Origin of the sequence: Xanthomonas dyei, from assembly GCF_002939865.1 — a bacterium.
Lineage (GTDB): Bacteria > Pseudomonadota > Gammaproteobacteria > Xanthomonadales > Xanthomonadaceae > Xanthomonas > Xanthomonas dyei.
This window is the reverse complement of the sequence record NZ_MDEE01000060.1, coordinates 1-19,770: the sequence shown is the minus strand read 5'-3', so window position 1 is coordinate 19,770 and position 19,770 is coordinate 1. Positions and strand designations below refer to the sequence as shown.

At 63.9% G+C, this 19,770-nt stretch carries 14 protein-coding genes; 8 read left to right on the top strand and 6 right to left on the bottom strand.

Annotated elements, in window-relative coordinates; genetic code table 11:
• Positions 1-237: 237 nt before the first annotated feature.
• Positions 238-591 (top strand): ribonuclease E inhibitor RraB, encoded by a 354-nt coding sequence (locus XdyCFBP7245_RS21930; RefSeq protein WP_104617492.1) that lies wholly within the window; start codon positions 238-240, stop codon positions 589-591.
• Between the two features lie 60 nt (positions 592-651).
• Here the strand turns inward: XdyCFBP7245_RS21930 and XdyCFBP7245_RS21925 are convergent, their stop codons facing one another.
• From XdyCFBP7245_RS21925 to XdyCFBP7245_RS21910, 4 genes are all read right to left on the bottom strand, one after another.
• Positions 652-1,185, bottom strand: coding sequence for a lipocalin family protein (locus XdyCFBP7245_RS21925; protein WP_104617491.1), 534 nt, complete (start codon positions 1,183-1,185; stop codon positions 652-654).
• A 628-nt stretch (positions 1,186-1,813) separates the two neighbouring features.
• Positions 1,814-2,848: a glycoside hydrolase family 43 protein gene (locus tag XdyCFBP7245_RS21920; RefSeq protein WP_104617490.1), complete on the bottom strand. Its 1,035-nt coding sequence runs from the start codon at positions 2,846-2,848 to the stop codon at positions 1,814-1,816.
• Between the two features lie 33 nt (positions 2,849-2,881).
• Positions 2,882-4,369, bottom strand: coding sequence for an MFS transporter (locus XdyCFBP7245_RS21915; RefSeq protein WP_104617489.1), 1,488 nt, complete (start codon positions 4,367-4,369; stop codon positions 2,882-2,884).
• 241 nt (positions 4,370-4,610) lie between these two features.
• Positions 4,611-7,544, bottom strand: a complete 2,934-nt coding sequence (locus tag XdyCFBP7245_RS21910) for a TonB-dependent receptor (protein ID WP_170068751.1) — start codon at positions 7,542-7,544, stop codon at positions 4,611-4,613.
• A gap of 442 nt (positions 7,545-7,986) precedes the next feature.
• On the opposite strand from XdyCFBP7245_RS21910, the gene XdyCFBP7245_RS21905 reads away from it, so the two are divergent.
• The 6 genes from XdyCFBP7245_RS21905 (at position 7,987) to XdyCFBP7245_RS21880 (ending at position 16,992) form a co-directional block, all read left to right on the top strand.
• Positions 7,987-9,303, top strand: a complete 1,317-nt coding sequence (locus XdyCFBP7245_RS21905; protein ID WP_104617488.1) for an MFS transporter — start codon at positions 7,987-7,989, stop codon at positions 9,301-9,303.
• Between the two features lie 9 nt (positions 9,304-9,312).
• On the top strand, positions 9,313-10,305 hold the full coding sequence (locus XdyCFBP7245_RS21900; protein ID WP_104617487.1) for an endo-1,4-beta-xylanase: 993 nt from the start codon (positions 9,313-9,315) through the stop codon (positions 10,303-10,305).
• 46 nt (positions 10,306-10,351) lie between these two features.
• On the top strand, positions 10,352-11,773 hold the full coding sequence (uxaC, locus tag XdyCFBP7245_RS21895) for a glucuronate isomerase (protein WP_104617486.1): 1,422 nt from the start codon (positions 10,352-10,354) through the stop codon (positions 11,771-11,773).
• A gap of 174 nt (positions 11,774-11,947) precedes the next feature.
• Positions 11,948-14,644 carry a beta-galactosidase GalB gene (galB, locus tag XdyCFBP7245_RS21890; RefSeq protein ID WP_104617494.1) on the top strand — a complete coding sequence of 899 codons (2,697 nt, stop codon included), beginning with the start codon at positions 11,948-11,950 and terminating at the stop codon, positions 14,642-14,644.
• A gap of 50 nt (positions 14,645-14,694) precedes the next feature.
• Positions 14,695-15,876: an endo-1,4-beta-xylanase gene (locus XdyCFBP7245_RS21885; RefSeq protein WP_104617485.1), complete on the top strand. Its 1,182-nt coding sequence runs from the start codon at positions 14,695-14,697 to the stop codon at positions 15,874-15,876.
• 78 nt (positions 15,877-15,954) lie between these two features.
• Positions 15,955-16,992: an SMP-30/gluconolactonase/LRE family protein gene (locus XdyCFBP7245_RS21880; RefSeq protein ID WP_104617484.1), complete on the top strand. Its 1,038-nt coding sequence runs from the start codon at positions 15,955-15,957 to the stop codon at positions 16,990-16,992.
• Positions 16,993-17,144: 152 nt separating this feature from the next.
• Here XdyCFBP7245_RS21880 and XdyCFBP7245_RS21875 read toward each other — a convergent pair whose 3' ends face one another.
• On the bottom strand, positions 17,145-18,185 hold the full coding sequence (locus XdyCFBP7245_RS21875; RefSeq protein WP_104617483.1) for a Kelch repeat-containing protein: 1,041 nt from the start codon (positions 18,183-18,185) through the stop codon (positions 17,145-17,147).
• Positions 18,186-18,624: 439 nt separating this feature from the next.
• On the opposite strand from XdyCFBP7245_RS21875, the gene XdyCFBP7245_RS21870 reads away from it, so the two are divergent.
• The gene (locus XdyCFBP7245_RS21870; protein ID WP_104617493.1) at positions 18,625-19,551 is read left to right on the top strand and encodes a DNA-binding protein; all 927 of its coding nucleotides are present in this window, start codon (positions 18,625-18,627) and stop codon (positions 19,549-19,551) included.
• 6 nt (positions 19,552-19,557) lie between these two features.
• Here XdyCFBP7245_RS21870 and XdyCFBP7245_RS24320 read toward each other — a convergent pair.
• A partial coding sequence (locus tag XdyCFBP7245_RS24320; RefSeq protein ID WP_104617482.1) for a hypothetical protein occupies positions 19,558-19,770 on the bottom strand: 213 nt, incomplete at its 5' end.

The following is a 19,770-nucleotide window of genomic DNA, read 5'->3' as shown; positions in this document are numbered from 1 at the left end:
GCACGACAGCCTGGGCGGGCTAACGCCCGCCGAGTTCCGTGATCAACATTAACCGCAGACCTCTAGTTTTGGCTGGCACTGAATTGCGGGGATGTCGGGATAAGGACGTTTGCTCGGCATCCGAGTACGATTGCTGTATCAACTTAAAGTCCATAACGCGCTCTAGGAAAGACACAAGATAAGCCAAGGCGCTAAGCTTCTGTATCGGCCAACCAGGCGTCACAGAGCGAATCAACCATGCAGCGGAATCCGGAGCTGTATCCTAAAGACGATAATGGCGACACCTTGTGGCACATTGCGCAGCAGGGCGTGGATCTTTCCAAGCCGCGCGAGATTGCGTTTTCAGTGGTGTTCCCGAACAAAGAGTCGGCACTGGAATTTTCGGTGACGTTGCTGCGCTTCGAGCAGAAGGTGCGTTGTTGCCACTACCCGGAAAACACGGCGTTTCCGATGGATGTCACGGTGTACCCGACCATGGTGCCGACATACAAGGCGATTTGCGCGTTCGAGGAGGAGTTGGCGACAGAGGCCAAGCCCTTGGGTGGGTTGAACGATGGATGGGAATTTTCTGTAGACACCAAAGACGTCTGATGTGCGCGGTAGGTGCGTTGGAGAGCGCGGCGTGCGGGCTCTCCAACAGGTTAGGCCACATCAACGCGACGATTGCGGGACGCGGCGCAGCTGTGACACGTCGTAGCCCATTGCGGCGATACGCGAGACCGCCTGCTGATAGTCGGCATCGGAGACCTGCGGGGTCCGTGCCATGTACCAGACGTAGTCGCGTTTGCTGCGCGCCACGATGGTCTGGGTATAGTCGGCATCGCGCCAGGCGATGACATATTCGGCCTTGAACGGCCAGAGGAATTGCATGCTCCATAGCGCGCCGTTGCCATTCTCTGCGACTTTGCCGATCGGGTGCATGGACTTGAGCGGGGCCTGGAAGCTGCCTTTGCGGAAGGTGAAGGTGGTCTGGATACGGCCATCCGGTCGCAGCGCATAACTCTCTACTGCGTCGTAGGCCTTGCGCTCGGGACGGGTTGGAATATGTGCGATGACATACCAGTCGCCCATGAAGCGCGGCACGTCAACGCTGTCTGCGCGGGGCAGTGCGGCGCGCGGCTCGCTGCCGCTTGCATTGCCGTAGACCGCAAGGGTGAGTAAGAACAGCATCGACGCCTGGCGCATGGCAACCTCTCTCAAAAAAGCTCAGTGCAGGGGCATACGTTGCGACGATGCGTGTGGATGCAGCGTGCAATGCGCTGCCTATCGAAAGGCGCGGTGGGTTCCCATTCGTTGACGGGCTCTACCGGTGCAAGGACGGCTCGGACGCATTGAAGAATGCGATGGCTGCGATGGCTGCGGTGGTCACAGGCGGTAGCAGGCAGGTTTGCACGATCTCCCACCTCGGCTCGACAGCCGGTTCGCGAGTGTGACGATCAGGTGCTATGCCGGTGCGGGGTCGGGAGCGAGCTTAGGGCAACGCTGCATAAGTCTTGTCATCCAGGCGATAGCGTGAGGCCATGGACGTGAATCGCTGGCTTGCGAGGCCTTGGAGTTTCTGCTTTCGCGGGAATGACTGGCGCGGGGGACTTGATGAGCGTTGCCTTACAGTGACTGATACGTCACGAGCAGTCATCAGATGGAGGTGAACGGCGTACTCAGCACTGGAGTGTACGGGTGGTTGGTGCCGCGCCGAGGAGCGGCCGAGCCTGCGTGGCCATGAGCGATGTCGTTCTGTCAGCCGCTCTGATGCGCAGTTGGCCGGCGACCCCATGATGGACAGACAGCAGCGGACCTGATCGCCACCGCCATCTCACCAAGGCGAGACCGCATCCTTCCCGTACGGATAAATCGTCGCAATCGTCCCATCCGCCAGATGCTCCAGCGGTGCCATCTTGATGTTGCGCAGATGGGTCTGGCCGCCCGACACCACGGCGTCGTGATAGAACAGATACCACTGGCCGTCGAATGCGCAGATGGAGTGGTGGGTGGTCCAGCCGATCACCGGCTGCATCAGTACGCCCTGGTAGCGGAATGGGCCATACGGCGAGTCGCTGGTGGCGTAGCAGATCAGGTGCGTATCGCCGGTGGAATACGACAGGTAGTAACGACCGGCATGGCGGTGCAGCCAGGGGCCTTCGAAGAAGCGACGGTCGAGGTCGTCGGCGCGTAGCGGGGCGCCGTGTTCGTCGAGGATGACGATCTCGCGCGTGGGTTCGGCCAGTGCGGTCATGCTCTCGTGCAGGCGCGCCACGCGCGGGCCCAGTGCGGGCGCATCGCCCTCCGGTTCCTGGTTGGTCTGCGCGTAGACGTTGTCGCGATAGTGCTGCAGCTGACCACCCCAGATGCCGCCGAAGTACAGGTAATGCGCGCCATCGTCGTCGGCGAACACGGCCGGGTCGATCGAGTAGGTGCCGGCGATCGGTTCGGCTTCGGCGATGAAGGGGCCGTGGGGTTGATCGCCGACTGCCACACCGATCTGGAAGATGCCGTCGGCGCGCTTTGCCGGGAAATACAAATAGGTCTTGCCATTGCGTTGCGCTGCATCCGGTGCCCACATCTGGCGCTGGGCCCACGGCACGTCGCGCACGTGCAGCACTTCGCCCAGGTCTTCGACCGGCGCGTTGGGATGCGCCATGCGAAAGACGTGGTAATCCTCCATGCCGAAATGCGAGCCGTCGTCGCTGAAGGCCACGCCGGCATCGATGTCGTGCGAGGGATAGATGTACAGCGCGCCGTCGAAGACGTGTGCGGATGGGTCAGCGGTGTAGAGATGGGTGACCAGCGGTGCGGAAATGGCGGTGCGCGCCAGCGCCTGCAGTGTGGCGGCTTGCAGTTCATCGGACATGCGCGGACCTGTGCATGAGGTGGAAGGAAGGGGTTAGGGCGACGCGAGCGGAGCGGCCTGACGGCGCACGCCCAGTTCGCGTTCGATGCGGGATTCCAGCGGTTTGTCGATCTCGTAAAACACCAGTAGTGCGGTGCCGAGCAGGAACGGGATGGACGCATACACGCTGATGGCTAACCGAATGCCGTCGGTGACCGCGCCGCTTTGCTGCGGCAGCGCAGCGTCGTAGCCATAGACGGCGAGCAGGCCGGCGACCAGTGCGCCGCCGACGCTCAGGCCGATCTTCAGGCCGCACAACATCGCCGAAAAAATGATGGCAGTGGCGCGGCGGTGGTTCTTCCACTCCGAGTAATCGGCTACGTCGGCAATCATCGCCCACAGCAACGGGATGGTGATGCCGTAGAAAAAGCCGTGCAGCACATAGGAGCCGAATACCCAGCCGATCGCGGTGGGCGGATACACATAGAACGCTAATAGAAACAGCGTGGAAATCAGCAGTGCCCCACCAAACACATTGCGCTTGCCGTAGCGGTCGGCCAGGTGTTTGGAAAACCCGATGCCCACGATCATGGCCAGGATGCCGCCGGCACTGAACACGCTAAACGCCGAGGTTGGCGCGTCTTGCGGCCACTGCAAGGCGCTCATGCCGGCGCCGGTCAGCACGCTGTTGATTGCGGCAATAAACCGGTTGAATCCGGCGGCATCGAGAAAGTGGGTCAGCGCGCCCGCGTCGAGGGTGTACTTGAAGTAGTAGATGTACATCCCGCCCTTCATGGCGAGATTGATGAAGACCAGAATGGTCAGTGCCAGCATCACCAACCAGGGTTTGTTGCGCACCAGGTCGGTGAGGTCCTGTCGGACGCTGCTGCGTTGTTCGGCGATCGGCAGCACGCGCTCGCGGGTGGTAAAAAAGGTGATCAGAAAGCACAGCGTGCCGACCGCGGCGAACAACCCCATGGTGTTGCGAAAGCCTTGCGCCTTGTCGCCATTGCCCAGGATCAGCACCAGCGGCAGCAGCAGGACCTGGATGATGAACTGCGCAAAGGTCACTGCCAGAAAGCGATACGCCGACAGGCTGTTGCGCTGCTCCATGCTGCCGGTGAGTACGCCGCTCAGCGCCGAATACGGCAGGTTGTTGGCCACGTAGACCAGCATCAGCAAGGTGTAGGTGGCGAAGGCGTAGGTGATCTTGCCGTGCTCGCCCAGCGCAGGTGTGTTGAAGGCCGCCAGCGACAGTGCGCCGAATGGCAGCGCGGTCCACAGGATCCACGGGCGAAACTTGCCCCAGCGGGTGCGGGTGCGATCGGCCAGGATGCCGATGATGGGCGTAAACACGAACGCGCCGAGCAGGCCGACCACGAAGATCAACGTGGCCGCCGCGCTCGCCGGGATGCGGAACACGTCGGTGTAGAAAAACGCCAAAAACGTCACCAGCGTCTGGAAGATCAGATTGGCAGCCAGGTCGCCCAGGCTGTAGCCGATCTTTTCGCGCACGGAGAGCTGCTGTGATCGATCGTTCATGAGGTGAGGCGAGCTCGAAGAGTGCTACGGAAAACGCCGCGGCGCGCGCTACGCCGCTGGCCGCGATCCCTCTGGATCGCGGTTGCAGGCACAGCGCCTGAAGTGTCGGGCAAAACGTCGTGTGCCGTCGCGCAGGCAGGTTGGACGGCGCGCGTCAGACGGAGTGCACGCGCAGCACGCGTGCACTCCGAACACCCGCTACACCCGGCAACCAGCGGCGAGCGCGTCTCGATGGACACTGTCAAAACGTGCCGCGGATGCCGAGCATGACGGTGCGCCCGGGCTCGTACAGGTCGTAGGTGGCGTTGGGCCACGCATAGGTGGTGCGCAGCGGCTCGTCGGTGATGTTGGTGACGTTGAGCGTGAGTTGCGGCTTGGAAGGCAGCCAGTCCAGCGCATAGCTGGCCGACAGATCCAGCTGGCCGCGTGCATCGGCATTGAGGCGTGCGTAGGGGATGCCGTTCTGGTTGGCGCCGGAGATCACCATGTCGTCGTTCCAGGTGTAGGACAGGCGCACCGAGGCGGCGTTCTTTTCCCAGTACACGGTGCCGTTCCACAGATTGGGCGCCACACCGACGGCCACTGCGGGAATGCCCTCGCCTTCCGAAGATTGGGTGACATGGGTGTAGTTCACGCTGAAGCCCATGCCGTCGACCAGCTTGTCCAACGGCTGCACCCAGATCGCTTCGGTGCCGCGGATGTTGAGCACGCCATCGGCGTTGACCTGGGTCTGCACGTCTACCGTGGCGGCATTGGGGCCACCGCGCTGGTCCAGGCCGGCTTGCTGGATCGGCAGCAGGCTCTCGTAGGGCACACCAAGATCGTTGAAAGGAATGCGCCGCACGCCATTGACGGTGAAGCCGCTGATGCGCTTGTTGAACAGCGTCAGGCCCACATAGCCTTCGCCGCCGGTGTACCACTCGCCGCCGAAGTCGACATTGGTGGACAGATACGGCGCCAGGTTTGGATTGCCCTGGGTCGCGGTTTGTGCGGACGGATCGCTGAAATTGGTGTTGGGCAACATCGCGCTCGGGTCCGGGCGGGTGAGCGTGCGCGAGCTGGACAGGCGCAGCACCACGTTGTCGGCCACATCCCAGGCCGCGTTGAACGAGGGCAGGGTTTCGGCGTAATCGGAATCGAGTACCTGCACGCGGCGGATGCCGTTGATGGTGACCGGGCCGGTGATGGTCTGGTCGGTGGTGACGTAACGCACACCGGCGTTGAAGCGCAGCGTACGGTTCCACACTTCGGTTTCGGCGTTGGTTTCGATATAGAAACCCAGGTTCTTTTCGCGGATGCCGCCGGCCGAGGCGCCGGTGTTGGCGGAGTTGGTTTCCGGGGCGGAATCGCGTGGCGCGTAATAGTTGGTGTCGCCCAGGAAACGGTTGAAATCGGCAGTGATGAAGCCGCCCGGGCCGGGCCGCAGATAACTGGCCAGGGCCGCATTCGGGACTGCCGAACCAGGGCCGCCGTTGCACACGTTGCCGCCACCGCCGCGGCACACCACCTGCTCCCAGGCAATGCTGTTGTCGAAGCCGCGAATGGTGCGCTCGGCCTGGTCGTAGGCAGCGCCGATCTTGATGTTGCGCTTGTCTTCGCCGAACTGCAGATCGGCACGTCCACCACGGGTCTGGGTGACGCGCTTTTCGTTCTGAATATTGACCCGGCCGCCGCTCCAGCCCCAGCCCAGGTTCGGGTCGTTGAGATCCAGCGGGCTGCTGATCGACGGGCGGTCGCCGCCTTGGTTGCGGTAATCGACGGTGGTGAACGGCGAGGTGACCAGGATGCTGGGTGACTCGCGATCCAGCCAGCTACGCGTGGCATTGGCCTGCACGTTGAGCTTGATGTCCTGCTCGGCACCGAACAGCAGTTCGGCACCGGGATTGACGCTCCAGAACTTGACTTCTTCGCGGTACGGGCGCGCTTCCAAAAAATACTGCGCGTTGGCGAAGGTGGTGCTGGTGACCACGTTGTTCTGATCCAGCTGCATGCCCAGTGGGATCATGTTGCCGTTGCGGCCGATCAGATTCATGCTGATCCGCTCGGTGGTGCGCTTGGCTTCGGAATACAGCGTGTCCAGGTAGAAATGCATGCTGTCGGAGGGCCGCCATTCCAGCGACATCACCGACGCATCGCGGTCACGATCGCCATTCATGTACACGCTGCGGCCCAGGCGCGGAATCAATGCATCGCTGATCTGGTCGATGCTCAAGCCCGGGTTGCGTGCCAGCAGCCATGCCGCGTCGATGGTTTCGCCGGTGGTCAAGCCGCTGCCGGCGGTGGCCGGCACGCGGTCTGGAATGCGCCAGTTGCCGCCGCCGTTGACGTTGCAGGCCGCCGGCTGATTGGTCGCCGGCGTGCCTGCAGGCGGGGTGAGCCCGCATTGGGTATAGGTCAGGCCGGGGTTGGTCCAGCCCACGCTTTCGAAGCCGCGCACGCCCAGCTTGCTGCGCACCGAGGCCACGCCGAACAACGCGCCGAGCGTGCCTGCTTCGTTGGTCCAGCTGCCCATGAAGGCGCCACGCGGGGTGGTCTTTTCGCTGGTGTTGTTCCAGTCGGCCTGCGCCTGGTAGGTGAAGTGCACGCCGGGGCGATCGAATGGACGCGCGCTGCGCATGTCCACCACACCGGAGACGCCGCCTTCGAGCATGCTGGCGGTGGGCGTCTTGCTCACGGTGAGCTGGGTGAAGAATTCGGTGGGAAACAGGTTCAGATCGACTTCGCGATTCTGGTTCTGCGCATTCAGACCGATCGAGGCGGTGGCGATGCTGGCGCCGTTGAGCGTGGTCTTGGTGAAGCTGGTGCCCAGGCCGCGGATGGCGATGTTGAGGCCTTCGCCGTTGACGTCGCGCGCCAGCTGCACACCGGGGATGCGGTTGAGCGACTCGGCGATATTCATGTCCGGAAATTTGCCGATGTCCTCGGCAAACACGGTGTCGGCAAAGCCGACCGAGTCGCGCTTGGCATCGGTGGAAAACTGGATGCTGCGTCGGTAGCCGGAAACGGTGACGGTGTCGAGCTGGGTCACTGCGTCATTGTTGCCGGCCGTGGCCGGTGGCGTTTGCGCGGCGCTGTCGGCGTCGGTGGACTGTGCCCAGGCGGCAGTGCTGGTCATGCCCAGCAGGAGGGACCCCAACGCGCAGGACAACGCGGTACGTGCGTAGCTGTTCTTCACCGTATTCCCTTCCCTAACAGGTGAGCAGATGTCCCACGCATCGCCCCTGCGCAGGGAGTGCCGCTGCCGGGAATCGGCGCGACGATGATGCGATGGGGGAGACTGGCGATCAGTGGCGCTGGATGTTAGCGCTACCAAATTCAGAACATCACGCTGCAGGGCAGCATAGTTGCCGGGGCATAGCGCGTTGGCGTTGCCTCGCTGCCTGGCACGCGGACGAACGGTGACGACGTGCTGCAGTGCGCGATGGATTCGGGCGAGTAGCATGGTAATGGTAGCGCTATCACCCGTAGCGCAAGGCCACCTTTGTGCAGGTGCAGTGGTCGATGAATCGAATCGGACAACGCGCAAGCGAGCGGCATGCGCCCGCTAATGCTGCCAGGTACTGCAGCAATTGCCGGCGTGCATGCGCGGCGGTGGTGGGCCGGCAGGGGCCGTGCCCATGAGCGATGCGCCTGCGGTCGATGCTGCCGGCGCCGGGGCGCGCCTGGGGCGGGTGCGCTGGCGCGTCTGCGCGCTGCTGCTGGCGGCGACCACCATCAACTACGTGGACCGTCAGGTGCTGGGCGTGCTGGCGCCGTTTCTGCAGACGCAGATCGGCTGGAACGAGATCCAGTACGGTTACATCGTCACCGCGTTTCAGGCGGCCTATGCGCTGGGCCTGTTGTGCAGCGGTGCGGTGATCGACCGCTTCGGGACACGGCTGGGCTATGCGTTGGCGATCGGGGTGTGGAGTCTGGCGGCGATGGGCCATGCGTTGGCCACCAGCGTGGTGGGCTTTGCGATTGCGCGGTTTTTCCTGGGGCTGGGCGAGTCCGGCAACTTTCCCGCCGCGCTCAAGACTGTGGCCGAATGGTTCCCGCGACGCGAGCGTGCGCTGGCCACCGGCATCTTCAATTCCGGCTCCAACATCGGTGCCATCGTCGCGCCGCTGCTGGTGCCGGTGATCGCTACTGCCTGGGGCTGGCAGGCGGCCTTTCTGTTTACCGGGATACTGAGCGCCACCTGGCTGGTGGTGTGGTGGTGCAGTTACCACGCGCCCGAGCAGCAACCCGGCCTGTCGAGCGCGGAACTGGCGCACATCCGCAGCGATGCGCATGAGCCGGTGCAAGCGCGGTTGTCGTGGCTGCAGGTGCTGCGGCATCGCCAGGCCTGGGCGTTCGTGCTGGGCAAGTTCATCACCGACCCGATCTGGTGGTTCTTCCTGTTCTGGTTGCCGAAATTCCTGCATGCCGAGTACGGCCTGAGTCTGCTGCAGCTGGGTGCGCCATTGATCGTGATCTTCGTGCTGGCCGATATCGGCAGCATCGCCGGTGGCTGGGTTGCCGGGCGCTTCATCGCGCGCGGCTGGAGCGTCAACCGGGCACGCAAGACCGCGATGCTGATCTGCGCAATCTCGGTAGTGCCGATCGTGTTCGCCGCACGTGCAGACAACCTGTGGGTGGCGGTCGGTTTGATCGGTTTGGCCACCGCCGCGCACCAGGGCTGGTCGGCCAATCTGTTTACGCTGCCCTCGGACATGTTTCCGCGGCATGCGGTGGCCACCGTGGTGGGCATCGGCGGATTTGCCGGCGCAGTGGGCGGCATGTTGATCGCCACCTTCATCGGGTTTTTACTGCAGGCAACCGGCAGCTACGTGCCGGTGTTTCTGATGGCCGGCTCGGCCTACCTGTTGGCATTGGCCCTCGTGCATGCGCTGGTGCCGCGGCTGCAGCCGGCGCAGCTGCCTTCGGCCACCGCAACGCCTCCATCTTCCTGAGGAATCGTCATGTCCCTGCACACCGCGAGAATCGCACTGTTGCTGGCAGCAAGTATCGCATCGGTGGCGCAAGCCGCGCCGCTGGCAGCGGGCGCGTCCAAGTTTCTGGGTAGCGCCTACAGCCCGCAACAGGCGCAGGGCTTTGCGCAGTACTGGAACAAGCTCACCCCGGAAAACGGCGGCAAGTGGGGCACGGTAGAGGCGGTACGCGACCAGATGGACTGGCGCACATTGGATACCGCTTACCGGTTCGCAAAAGCCAACGGCATGCCGTTCCAGATGCATGTGATGGTGTGGGGCAATCAGCAGCCGGAATGGATCAAGAGCTTGCCCCCGGCCGAGCAGCGCCGCGAGATCGAGCAATGGTTTGCCGCCGTGGCCCAGCGCTACCCGGACATCGATCTGCTGGAAGTGGTCAACGAGCCGCTCAACGACCCGCCCAGCAAGGCCGACACCGGCGGCGGCAATTATCTGCAGGCGCTCGGCGGTGAGGGCGCCAGCGGCTGGGAGTGGGTACTGCAGTCGTTTCGGCTCGCGCGCCAGCACTTTCCGCATACCAAGCTGATGATCAACGACTACAGCATCACCAACAACACGCAGGCCACGCAGAAATATCTGCAGATCGTGCGGTTGCTGCAGCGCGAACAGTTGGTCGATGCCATCGGCATCCAGGAGCATGCGTTCGAGACCACGCCAAACGTGGCGATGTCGGTGCATCGCAGCAATCTGGATGCATTGGCCGCCACCGGCTTGCCGATCTACATCACCGAATTCGACCTGGATGGGCCAAGCGATGCGCAGCAGCTGGCCGATTACCAGCGCGTGTTTCCGATCTTCTGGGAGCACCCGGCGGTGCGCGGCATCACGCTGTGGGGATTCCGCCCTGGCCTGTGGCGCGATAAGGACGCCGCTTATCTGGTGCGTGGCGATGGCAGCGAGCGTCCGGCGCTGACCTGGTTGCGCGATTACGTCGCTGCCCATCCCGGCACGCCTGCGCCCTGATGCGCGCGTTGCACGACCCATCTCAACTGTTCGGTGCCCCGACCCCATGCCCACCTCCTTCCCGCTGACCTTGCACGACGACCGCCTGTTGCCGGCCGACCCCGGCACGCGGGCGATTGCGCGCCGGTTGTATGCGCAGATCGCCACGCTGCCGATCATCAGCCCGCACGGCCATACCGACCCGGCCTGGTTCGCGACCAATGCCGCGTTCGCCAATGCCACCGAACTGTTGCTGGTGCCCGATCACTACGTGTTCCGCATGTTGTACAGCCAGGGCATCGACCTGGATGCGTTGGGCATCCCGCACGCCGATGGCACGCGCGCGCCGGTGGACCCGCGCGCGGCCTGGCGCGTGTTTGCTGCGCACTACACGTTGCTGCGCGGCACACCGTCGGCGGTATGGCTCAACCATGTCTTCCACACCGTCTTCGAGTTGCGCATCCGCCTGGATGCCGGCACTGCCGATCATTACTACGACCACATCACCGCCGCGCTGCAGACGCCAGGTTTTCGTCCGCGTGCGCTGTTCGAGCGTTTCGCCATCGAGGTGATCGCCACCACCGAATCGCCGCTGGACACGCTGCAGCATCACGCGACCATTCGCGACAGCGGCTGGGCTGGCCGCGTGGTGACCGCGTACCGCCCGGACCCGGTGGTGGACCCGGAGCATGAGCAGTTTGCCGGTGCGCTGCAGCAGTTCGGCGCGCTTACCGGCGAAGACGTGCTGACCTGGCCAGGCTACCTGCGCGCGCATCGGCAACGCCGCGCATTCTTCGCCGCGCATGGCGCGACCTCCACCGATCATGGCCACCCCAGTGCCGCCACCGCCGACCTGTCGCCGGGCGAGGCGCAACGCCTGTTCGACACCGTAGTGCGTGGCGCTGCCACGCCGGAACAGGCCGAGTTGTTCCGCGCGCAGGTGCTGACCGAAATGGCGGCGATGAGCCTGGACGATGGCTTGGTGATGCAGCTGCATCCGGGCTGCTTTCGCAATCACAACCGGCCGTTGTTTGAGCGCTACGGGCGCGACAAGGGCGCCGATATTCCGATGCGCACCGACTATGTGCATGCGCTCAAACCATTGCTGGATCGCTACGGCAACGACCCGCGCCTGCGCCTGATCGTGTTCACCCTGGACGAAACCAGCTACAGCCGCGAACTGGCACCTTTGGCCGGCCATTACCCCTCGCTGCTGCTGGGCCCGGCATGGTGGTTTCATGATGCGCCGGAGGGCATGTGGCGCTTCCGCGAGCAGACCCTGGCCAGCGCCGGTTTCTACAACACGGTGGGTTTCAACGACGACACGCGTGCATTCCTGTCGATCCCGGCCCGCCACGATGTCGCGCGGCGCGTAGACAGCGCGTTCCTGGCCAAGCTGGTCGCCGAGCATCGCTTGGAGGAAGACGAAGCGGTGGAGGTGGCGATGGATCTAGCGTATCGGCTGCCCAAGCAGGCTTACAAGCTGTGACGCAACCGCAGCGCTGCGTGTGCGGCAGTGATACGACGCAGCAGCGGCGTGCAAGGTCGCGTCATATGCAATGGGGGGGCTGAGGTCATGACCAACGTACAGTCGCCACGCGCTGCAACTGCAACGTGGCGCAATGCCATGCGGGTTAGCTGCACCAACATGATCTACACCGTCATGATCTGTGCCGGGCTTGCACTACCCACCCTCGACGCCATCGCACAGACCAGCGCACCGCGCGAGCGGGTGTCGCTCAACGCGCAATGGCGCTTTCAGCGTGACGACCCGCCGGGCAATACGGTGGTGCTCGATTATGACGCGCGCCCGCAGGTGATCCGCAGCGAAGACGGCAAGGTGGCCGATGCGCGCCCGGATCAGGCGCAGCCGCTGCGCGCAGCGGCCAAGGACGTGCTCAAGCCGTGGATTCTGCCAACCGCCAACGCCCTGATCGCCGACCCGGCGCAACGGCATCGACGCCCGCCCGGCAATCCCGGCAACGACGTCGCGTATGTGCAGCCGCAGTTCGACGATAGCCGCTGGCAAACCGTGGATCTGCCACATGACTGGGCCATCGCCGGGCCGTTTCTGGTCGATGGTCCGTACGGCGGGATGGGGCGTCTGCCGAGTTGGGGCATCGGCTGGTATCGCAAAACCCTGGACATTCCGGCCAGCGATCGCGGCCGCTCGCTGTTTCTCGATCTCGATGGCGCGATGTCCTATGCCACGGTCTGGCTCAACGGCAGGCTGGTCGGCGGCTGGCCTTACGGCTACAGCTCCTGGCGCGTGGACCTGACGCCGTATGCGATTGCCGGCGCGCGCAACCAGCTGGCGATCCGCCTGGACAATCCACCCGACTCGGCGCGCTGGTATCCCGGTGGCGGGCTGTATCGCAATGTGTGGCTGACCAAGACTGCGCCGCTGCACATCGCACAGTGGGGCACGCAGCTGACCACACCGCAGGTGTCGGCTGCATCGGCACAGATCCAGCTGGCCGTGACGCTGGATAACGCTGCGCGCACTGCGGCGCAGGCGCGGGTCGGCACTGCCATCTACGTGCTCGACGCGGCAACGGGTACACGCAGTGGCGATGCGGTCGCGCAGATTCCCGCAACGCAGATTGCCGTGCCTGCCGGCGGCAGCGCCCGCGTGCAGGGCACCGTGCAGATCGACGCACCACGCCTGTGGGGGCCACCGCCGACCCAGCAACCGCATCGCTACGTGGCGGTGACCGAGGTGCGCCAGCAGGGGCAGGTGGTGGATCGCTACGAAACCCCGTTCGGCATCCGCAGCATCGTGTTCGATGCGGACAAGGGGCTGCTGATCAATGGCGAGCATGTGCCGATTCGCGGGGTGAACAACCATCACGATCTCGGCGCACTCGGTGCCGCGTTCAATGTGCGCGCCGCCGAGCGGCAGCTGCAGTTGCTGCAACAGATGGGTGCCAACGCCATCCGCATGAGCCACAACCCACCCTCACCGGAGCTGCTGGAACTCACCGATCGCATGGGCCTGCTGGTGGTGGACGAGGTGTTCGACAGTTGGGAGATGAAGAAGACGCCGCTGGATTTCCATCTGGTATTTGGGCAATGGCATGAGCCGGATCTGCGCGCGATGTTGCGACGCGACCGCAACCATCCGTCGGTGATGCTGTGGAGTGTCGGCAATGAAGTCGGCGAGCAGTACACCGGGCAACAGGGCGCCGCCATCGCGCGCACGCTGCACGCCATCGTGCATGACGAAGATCCGTCGCGGCCGGCCACGGTCGCGATGAACTACGCTTCGCCGGACATGCCATTGCCGGCCGCGCTGGATGTCATCAGCCTCAACTACCAGGGCGAGGGCATCCGCGATGCGCCGGAGTTCGCAGGCACCGAGCGCATCCGCAAACCGCCGCAATACCCGGCATTTCATGCGGCATTCCCGCACAAGGCCATTGTCAGCAGCGAAACCGCGTCGGCCTTGAGCAGCCGCGGCGTGTATCTGTTTCCGGTGAGCCCGGACATCAGCGCGCCGGTACGCGACGGGCGCGGCGGCGACTCGGTGGCGCATCAGGTCAGCGCCTACGAGCTGCATGCGGTGGACTTCGGCTCCAGTGCCGACAAGGTGTTTGCGGCGCTGGACCGGCACCCGTATGTCGCCGGCGAATTCGTCTGGACCGGCTTCGACTATCTGGGCGAACCCACGCCGTATTACAGCTCGCGCAGTGCGTATTCGGGCATCTTCGATCTGGCGGGGTTTCCCAAGGATCGCTACTGGCTGTATCAGGCGCGCTGGCGCCCGCAGTTGCCCATGGCGCATCTGCTGCCGCACTGGAGCTGGCCCGGCCGCGAGGGCCAGGTGACGCCGGTGCATGTGTTTACCTCCGGCGATGAGGCCGAGCTGTTCGTCAATGGTGTCTCGCAGGGGCGCAAGCGCAAGCGCGCGCTGCACTACCGGCTGCGCTGGGACGAGGTGGTGTACCAGCCCGGCGAGCTGCGCGTGCAGGCCTACAAGGACGGCAAGCCGTGGGCCAGCGACCGCGTGCAGACCGCCGGCCGCGCGGCGCGCCTGCAGATCACGCCCGACCGCAGCCGCATCGACGGCGACGGCCGGGATCTGAGCTTCGTCACTGTGCAATTGCTGGATCGCGACGGACGTCCTGCACCCACCGCCGGCGACCGCCTGCGGTTTCGGATCGATGGCCCGGGCGAACTGGTCGCCACCGACAACGGCGACCCCACCAATCTGGAGTCGTTCGCTTCGCCGCAACGCAACGCCTTTAACGGGCTGTGCCTGGCGATCGTGCGGGCGAAGGCGGGCGCACGCGGCCCCATCACGCTGCATGTCGAATCGGACAGCCTGGACGCCGCGCAGGCGCAGATCGTGGCGCAATGATGGGGTTGCGCATGACCTGTCGCCTGCAGTAACTCACCTTGGAACCTGCCATGCACACGCACCTGCCCACTCTTGCAACCCTGTTGCGCATTGCCATTGTGGGCGTCAGCGCGATCGCCGCCCTGCCTGCAGCCGCGCGTTGCGACACCGCCGCCACATCGCTCAAGCGCGCGTATGCCGACGGGTTTTTGCTCGGCACTGCGGTCAATGCCGACATCGTCTCCGGCAAGGACGCCGCGGCCGCAGCATTGGTGGCCTGCCACTTCAACGCGGTCACCCCGGAGAACGTGATGAAGGCCGAGGTCGTTGCGCCGCGCCCGGGCGTCTTCGACTTTCGCGCTGCAGATGCGTTCGTGGACTACGCGCAACGCAATCACCTGTTTGTGGTGGGGCATACGCTGGTCTGGCACAACCAGACCCCCGACTGGTTCTTTGTGGACGCGCAGGGCAAGCCCAATAGCTCGGCCGCGCAGATCGAGCGCATGCGCGCGCACATCGCAGGCGTGGCCGGGCGCTACGTCGGCAAGGTGCAGGCCTGGGATGTGGTCAACGAGATCATCGACGAAGATGGCAGTTACCGTTCCACCAACTGGGTACAACGCGTGGGCGATGGCGACACCGTGGTGCGCAATGCGTTTACCTTTGCACAGCGGTATGCACCGGACGCGGAGCTCTACTACAACGACTTCAACGCATGGCGGCCGGCCAAGCGCGACGGCATCGTGCGCATGGTCAAGATGCTGCAGCAATCCGGTATCCGCATCGATGGTGTCGGCATGCAAGGGCACTGGGGGCTCGACTATCCGAGCCTGCGCGATATCGAAGACGCCATCGACGCCTACGCCGCACTCGGCATCAAGGTCATGATCACCGAGCTCGATGTGGACGTGCTGCCGCTCACCAAGGAAGGCCAGGTCATCGGCACCGGGATGGCACACAAGCAGTTCCAACTACCGGAGTTCAAGCGCTTTCTGGACCCCTACCGCGATGGGCTGCCGCCTGCTGTGCAAGCGCAATTGCGCGACCGCTACGCGGAGCTGTTCGCACTGTTCTGGCGCAAGCGCGACAAGCTTGCGCGCGTGAGCGTGTGGGGCGTCAGCGACGGCATGTCGTGGAAGAACGATTACCCGGTGCCAGGCCGCACCAATTACCCGCTGCTATTCGACCGCAATCACCAGCCAAAACCGGCGCTGGATGCGGTGTTGGCGGTGCCTGCGAGCGCTGGTCGATAGTCGCGTTCGCCAACATGCGCGGGGACCCTGCCGCCGCATGATGGCATGATGCACTCACCTGGATTTCCGGACTTCCCGATGCGCTTGCCGTCCTATCTGTTGTTGGCCGTCCCGTTGTTGGCGATTGTCGCTGCCTGCACCAAGAAGGATCCGCCGCCGCCGCGCTTCCCAGCCATCGGGCATGTGGAAACGTTCGATCGCCGCTTCGGCGAGGTGGTTGCTGCAGACGCGCGGATCGAGAAGCTCACCGAAGGTTTCACCTGGTCCGAAGGCCCCGCCTGGGTGCGCAACGGCGGCTATCTGTTGTTTACCGATGTGCCGGAAAACAAGCTGTATCGCTGGTCCGAAGAGGCCGGCCTGTCGGTGTTGCTGTCGCCCTCGGGCTATGTCGGCCCGGAGCAGGCCACGCTACGCGAAGCCGGTGCCAATGGACTGTATGCCGAGCCCGACGGCACTGTGTTACTCGCCGACTCCGGTACCCGCATCGTCGCCAGGCTCGACCCGGCCACACGCAAAAAAACGCCGCTGGCCACCAGCTTCGATGGCAAACGTTTCAATAGCCCCAACGATGTGGTCCGTCGCACTGACGGCGTGGTGTTCTTCACCGACCCGCCGTACGGCTTGAAGGATCTGAACGACTCGCCGGTCAAGGAGCTGCGTTTCAACGGCGTCTATCGGCTGGACACCGATGGCAGCGTGCATCTGCTGGACGACAGCCTGAGCTTCCCCAACGGCATTGCGCTCTCGCCCGATGCGCGCACCTTGTACGTTTCCAATTCCGATCCGGAACGGCCGATCTGGATGGCGTACGCGCTCGACGCGCGTGGCGCGGTCACCAGCAAGCGTGTGTTCGCCGATGCCTCGGATCTGGTGGGCAAGGACTCGCCAGGACTGCCGGACGGCATGGCGGTGTCCGCCGATGGTCACTTGTTTGCCACCGGCCCCGGCGGCGTCATCGTCTTCAACCCGGCCGGCCAACGCCTGGGCCGCATCGAAACCGGCGAAGCCATCTCCAACTGCGCCTTCGGCGACGATGGTCACACGCTCTACATGACCTCGCACGCGATGCTGACACGTGTACGGGTCAAGGCGCTGGGGTTGCAGTTCGCACGGTAGTACCTATCGGGCGACCAAACCTTGGCCCATCCAGTCGCCGCTCTTGTAGGAGCGGCCCTGGCCGCGATGCTGCGTTACCGATAGCCCTGCATGACCAGTCGCTTTCCCTTCAAGCCACTCCTGCGATTCGACTCGGCTATCGCCCACGCTGCTTAGCGCATGGCTTCCGCGTTATCCAACACCAGCACATCATCCAGCTCCGGCCCACCACCCCGGTTGCCGCTGCCCGCAACGATGTAGAGATCGTCGCCGACTGCTGCGGCCTGGGTGCCGTGACGCCCTTGCGGGAGTGCGGCCAGCGCTGTCCAGGTGGATCTGGCCGGATCGTAGGCTTCTACCTCGCCGTGCGCTTTGACCTGACGCATGCTCTCGCCACCGATGATCAGCAGCTGGCCATTGCGCACGATGGCGGCGGTGCCCGCACGCTGTGTCGGCAAGGCCGCCGGCGCGACTGACCATGTGCCGCGTTGAATATCGTAGATGTCCACTTCCGGAATCGTCTGCGCCAGAGTGTTGCCGCTTTCATGCGCGGACCTGCGCCCACCGGCGGCATACAGCTTGCCGTCGATCACTGCCGCATGAAAATGGTCGCGTGCGTGCGGGGCGTCGGCCAGCTGCGTCCACTGCTGGGTCTTGGTGTCGAAGGCGTCCAGCCACGGCACATAGCCACTCATGTGTCCGCGCGTGTTGCCGCCCACCAGATACAGCATGCCCTCATGCACAACTGCGCCTGCCGCGCCACGCCGACGGTGCGCGGGAATCTCCGGCCCCACCTGCCAGGTGTCGGCCTGCGGATCGTAGATCAGCATGTGGGTCAGCGAGGCTTCCTCCGGGTAATCGCCGGTAAATCCGCCTACAAAATACAGCCTCCCCGACACCACCACTGCTTGCGCGTGGCTCACCATCAGCGGTGGCGCACTGCCTTGCGACCAGCGACGCGTTCGGGTGTCGAAGATATCCAATGGCCGCTGGTCGCGCCCACCGATCAGATACAACCGCTCGCCGATGGCCACCATGCTGTTCTCGTGACGTGCATGCGGTGAGGTGTCGGCGTGGATCTGCTTCCAACTCTCGCCTGCACCGATCTGATTGTGCGATGCCCGCTCTACGGCACACGCTTCCTCGACCGGCTGTGCAAGGAGCGGCGCGGCGAACGCGACGGCGGTGATGACGGCGAGTGCTGACAGTTTCAAGGCATGTTCCCTCTGATGACAACGTGTGATCGAGTGTATCGGCACGACGATGCCACGTCTTCGCTGTGAGCAGGCTGATCCATAGATGATCAATCGCGGTTCGATGGGTAATTCGACGTGGTCAGCCTTTCACGAGCATGCAGCAGCGCGGGTTCGCGTCGCCGCTTCAGGCGGCTGCCATTCAATCGACTACATACGCGGTGCACCGCAGGCTTGCAGCAATCATTGGCTGATCTGCTGGGTCATCGTGCAGCATCGACGTATGGCACCGAGGAGTACGCGTCATTCTTCGACGATTAGTTGATTGGCGTTGCGCGGGCAGTCGCTGCAGCGCATGTAGCACAGACAGGTCAACGAGAATCGACCGCTGCACGTCTTCACGTAGGCTGCATCGCGGATGCGAACACTACCGGTCACGCTTCCTGTCAGGACTCTTCGCATGGCGCGCACCGCTACGACGCACACGGTTGATCTCTCACCGCCAAAGAATGTCGCGCAGGCGGCCGCACGCGGCCTGAAGCTGCGCGAGCAGCATGGGCGTGGCGGCACCGCGATTGGTGTGGCGCGGGCACGCGATCTGTCCGCGCAACAGTCGCTATCTGCACAGACGATACGGCGCATGCATTCTTACTTCGCACGTCACAGCGTGGACAAGCAGGGCAAGGGCTGGGCAGATGCCAAGGCACCTTCGGCCGGGTACATCGCCTGGCTGTTGTGGGGCGGCGATGCCGGGCAACGCTGGGCAGAGCGGATGTTGCGACAGCTGGACGCGCAAGCCACCACCAAGACGGCCACCCCATCGAAGCGGAGAACCAGCGGTACCGCTGCCGGAGGCAAGAAGGCAGCGACCAAGACAAGCGCAGCCAAGAAAGGCGCACCTAAAAAGACCGGCAAGAAGGCCGTAGCGAAGAAGGCCGTCGCTAAAACGACGGCAAGTAAAAAAGCAGCTGGCAAAAAGAGCGACGCGGGTTCTGTCGTGAAGAAGGTTGCAAGGAAAGCCAGCAAGAAGACAGCCAGCAAGAAGACAGCTAACAAGAAGACAGCATCAAAGAAGGTGGCGACCAAGAAGGCTGACACTCGCAACGGCGTTGCAAAGAAACGTGTTAATGCGCGTAGTGCAAAGACGAGCGGCACGAAAAAGGCCGCGCCTTGGACCAAGCCCAATCCGGTCAAAAAGTCGGCCTCAACGTCGCTGTCCCCTACCCAGAAAGCCAAAGCCAAAGAGCGCGCCAAGGCAGCCGGCCGGCCGTATCCGAACCTGGTCGACAATATGGCAGTGGCTAGCAAGCGCAGCAGCACCAAGCGCAGCAGCACCAAGCGTGCGAGCAAGTCGAGTACGGCGAAGAAGGCGGCAACAAAGCGTTAGCGGTTGTCAGCGGATGCCCGTCATCGGGTCACGCTGCGTCAGCGTCAGAAGCGTGGCCGCAGCAGAGTAGCGTTGCGGCCTTATCAAGCCAGGCGGCCGGCAAGCGTTGCCATCAATCGTCATCTGGGCATTAGGGAAGGTCTGAACAACGAGGCCTAAGAGGGCAGAATGTCCGCATCGTTCCGGAGAATCGCGTTTGGATCTTCGGAGTTTCGCCAT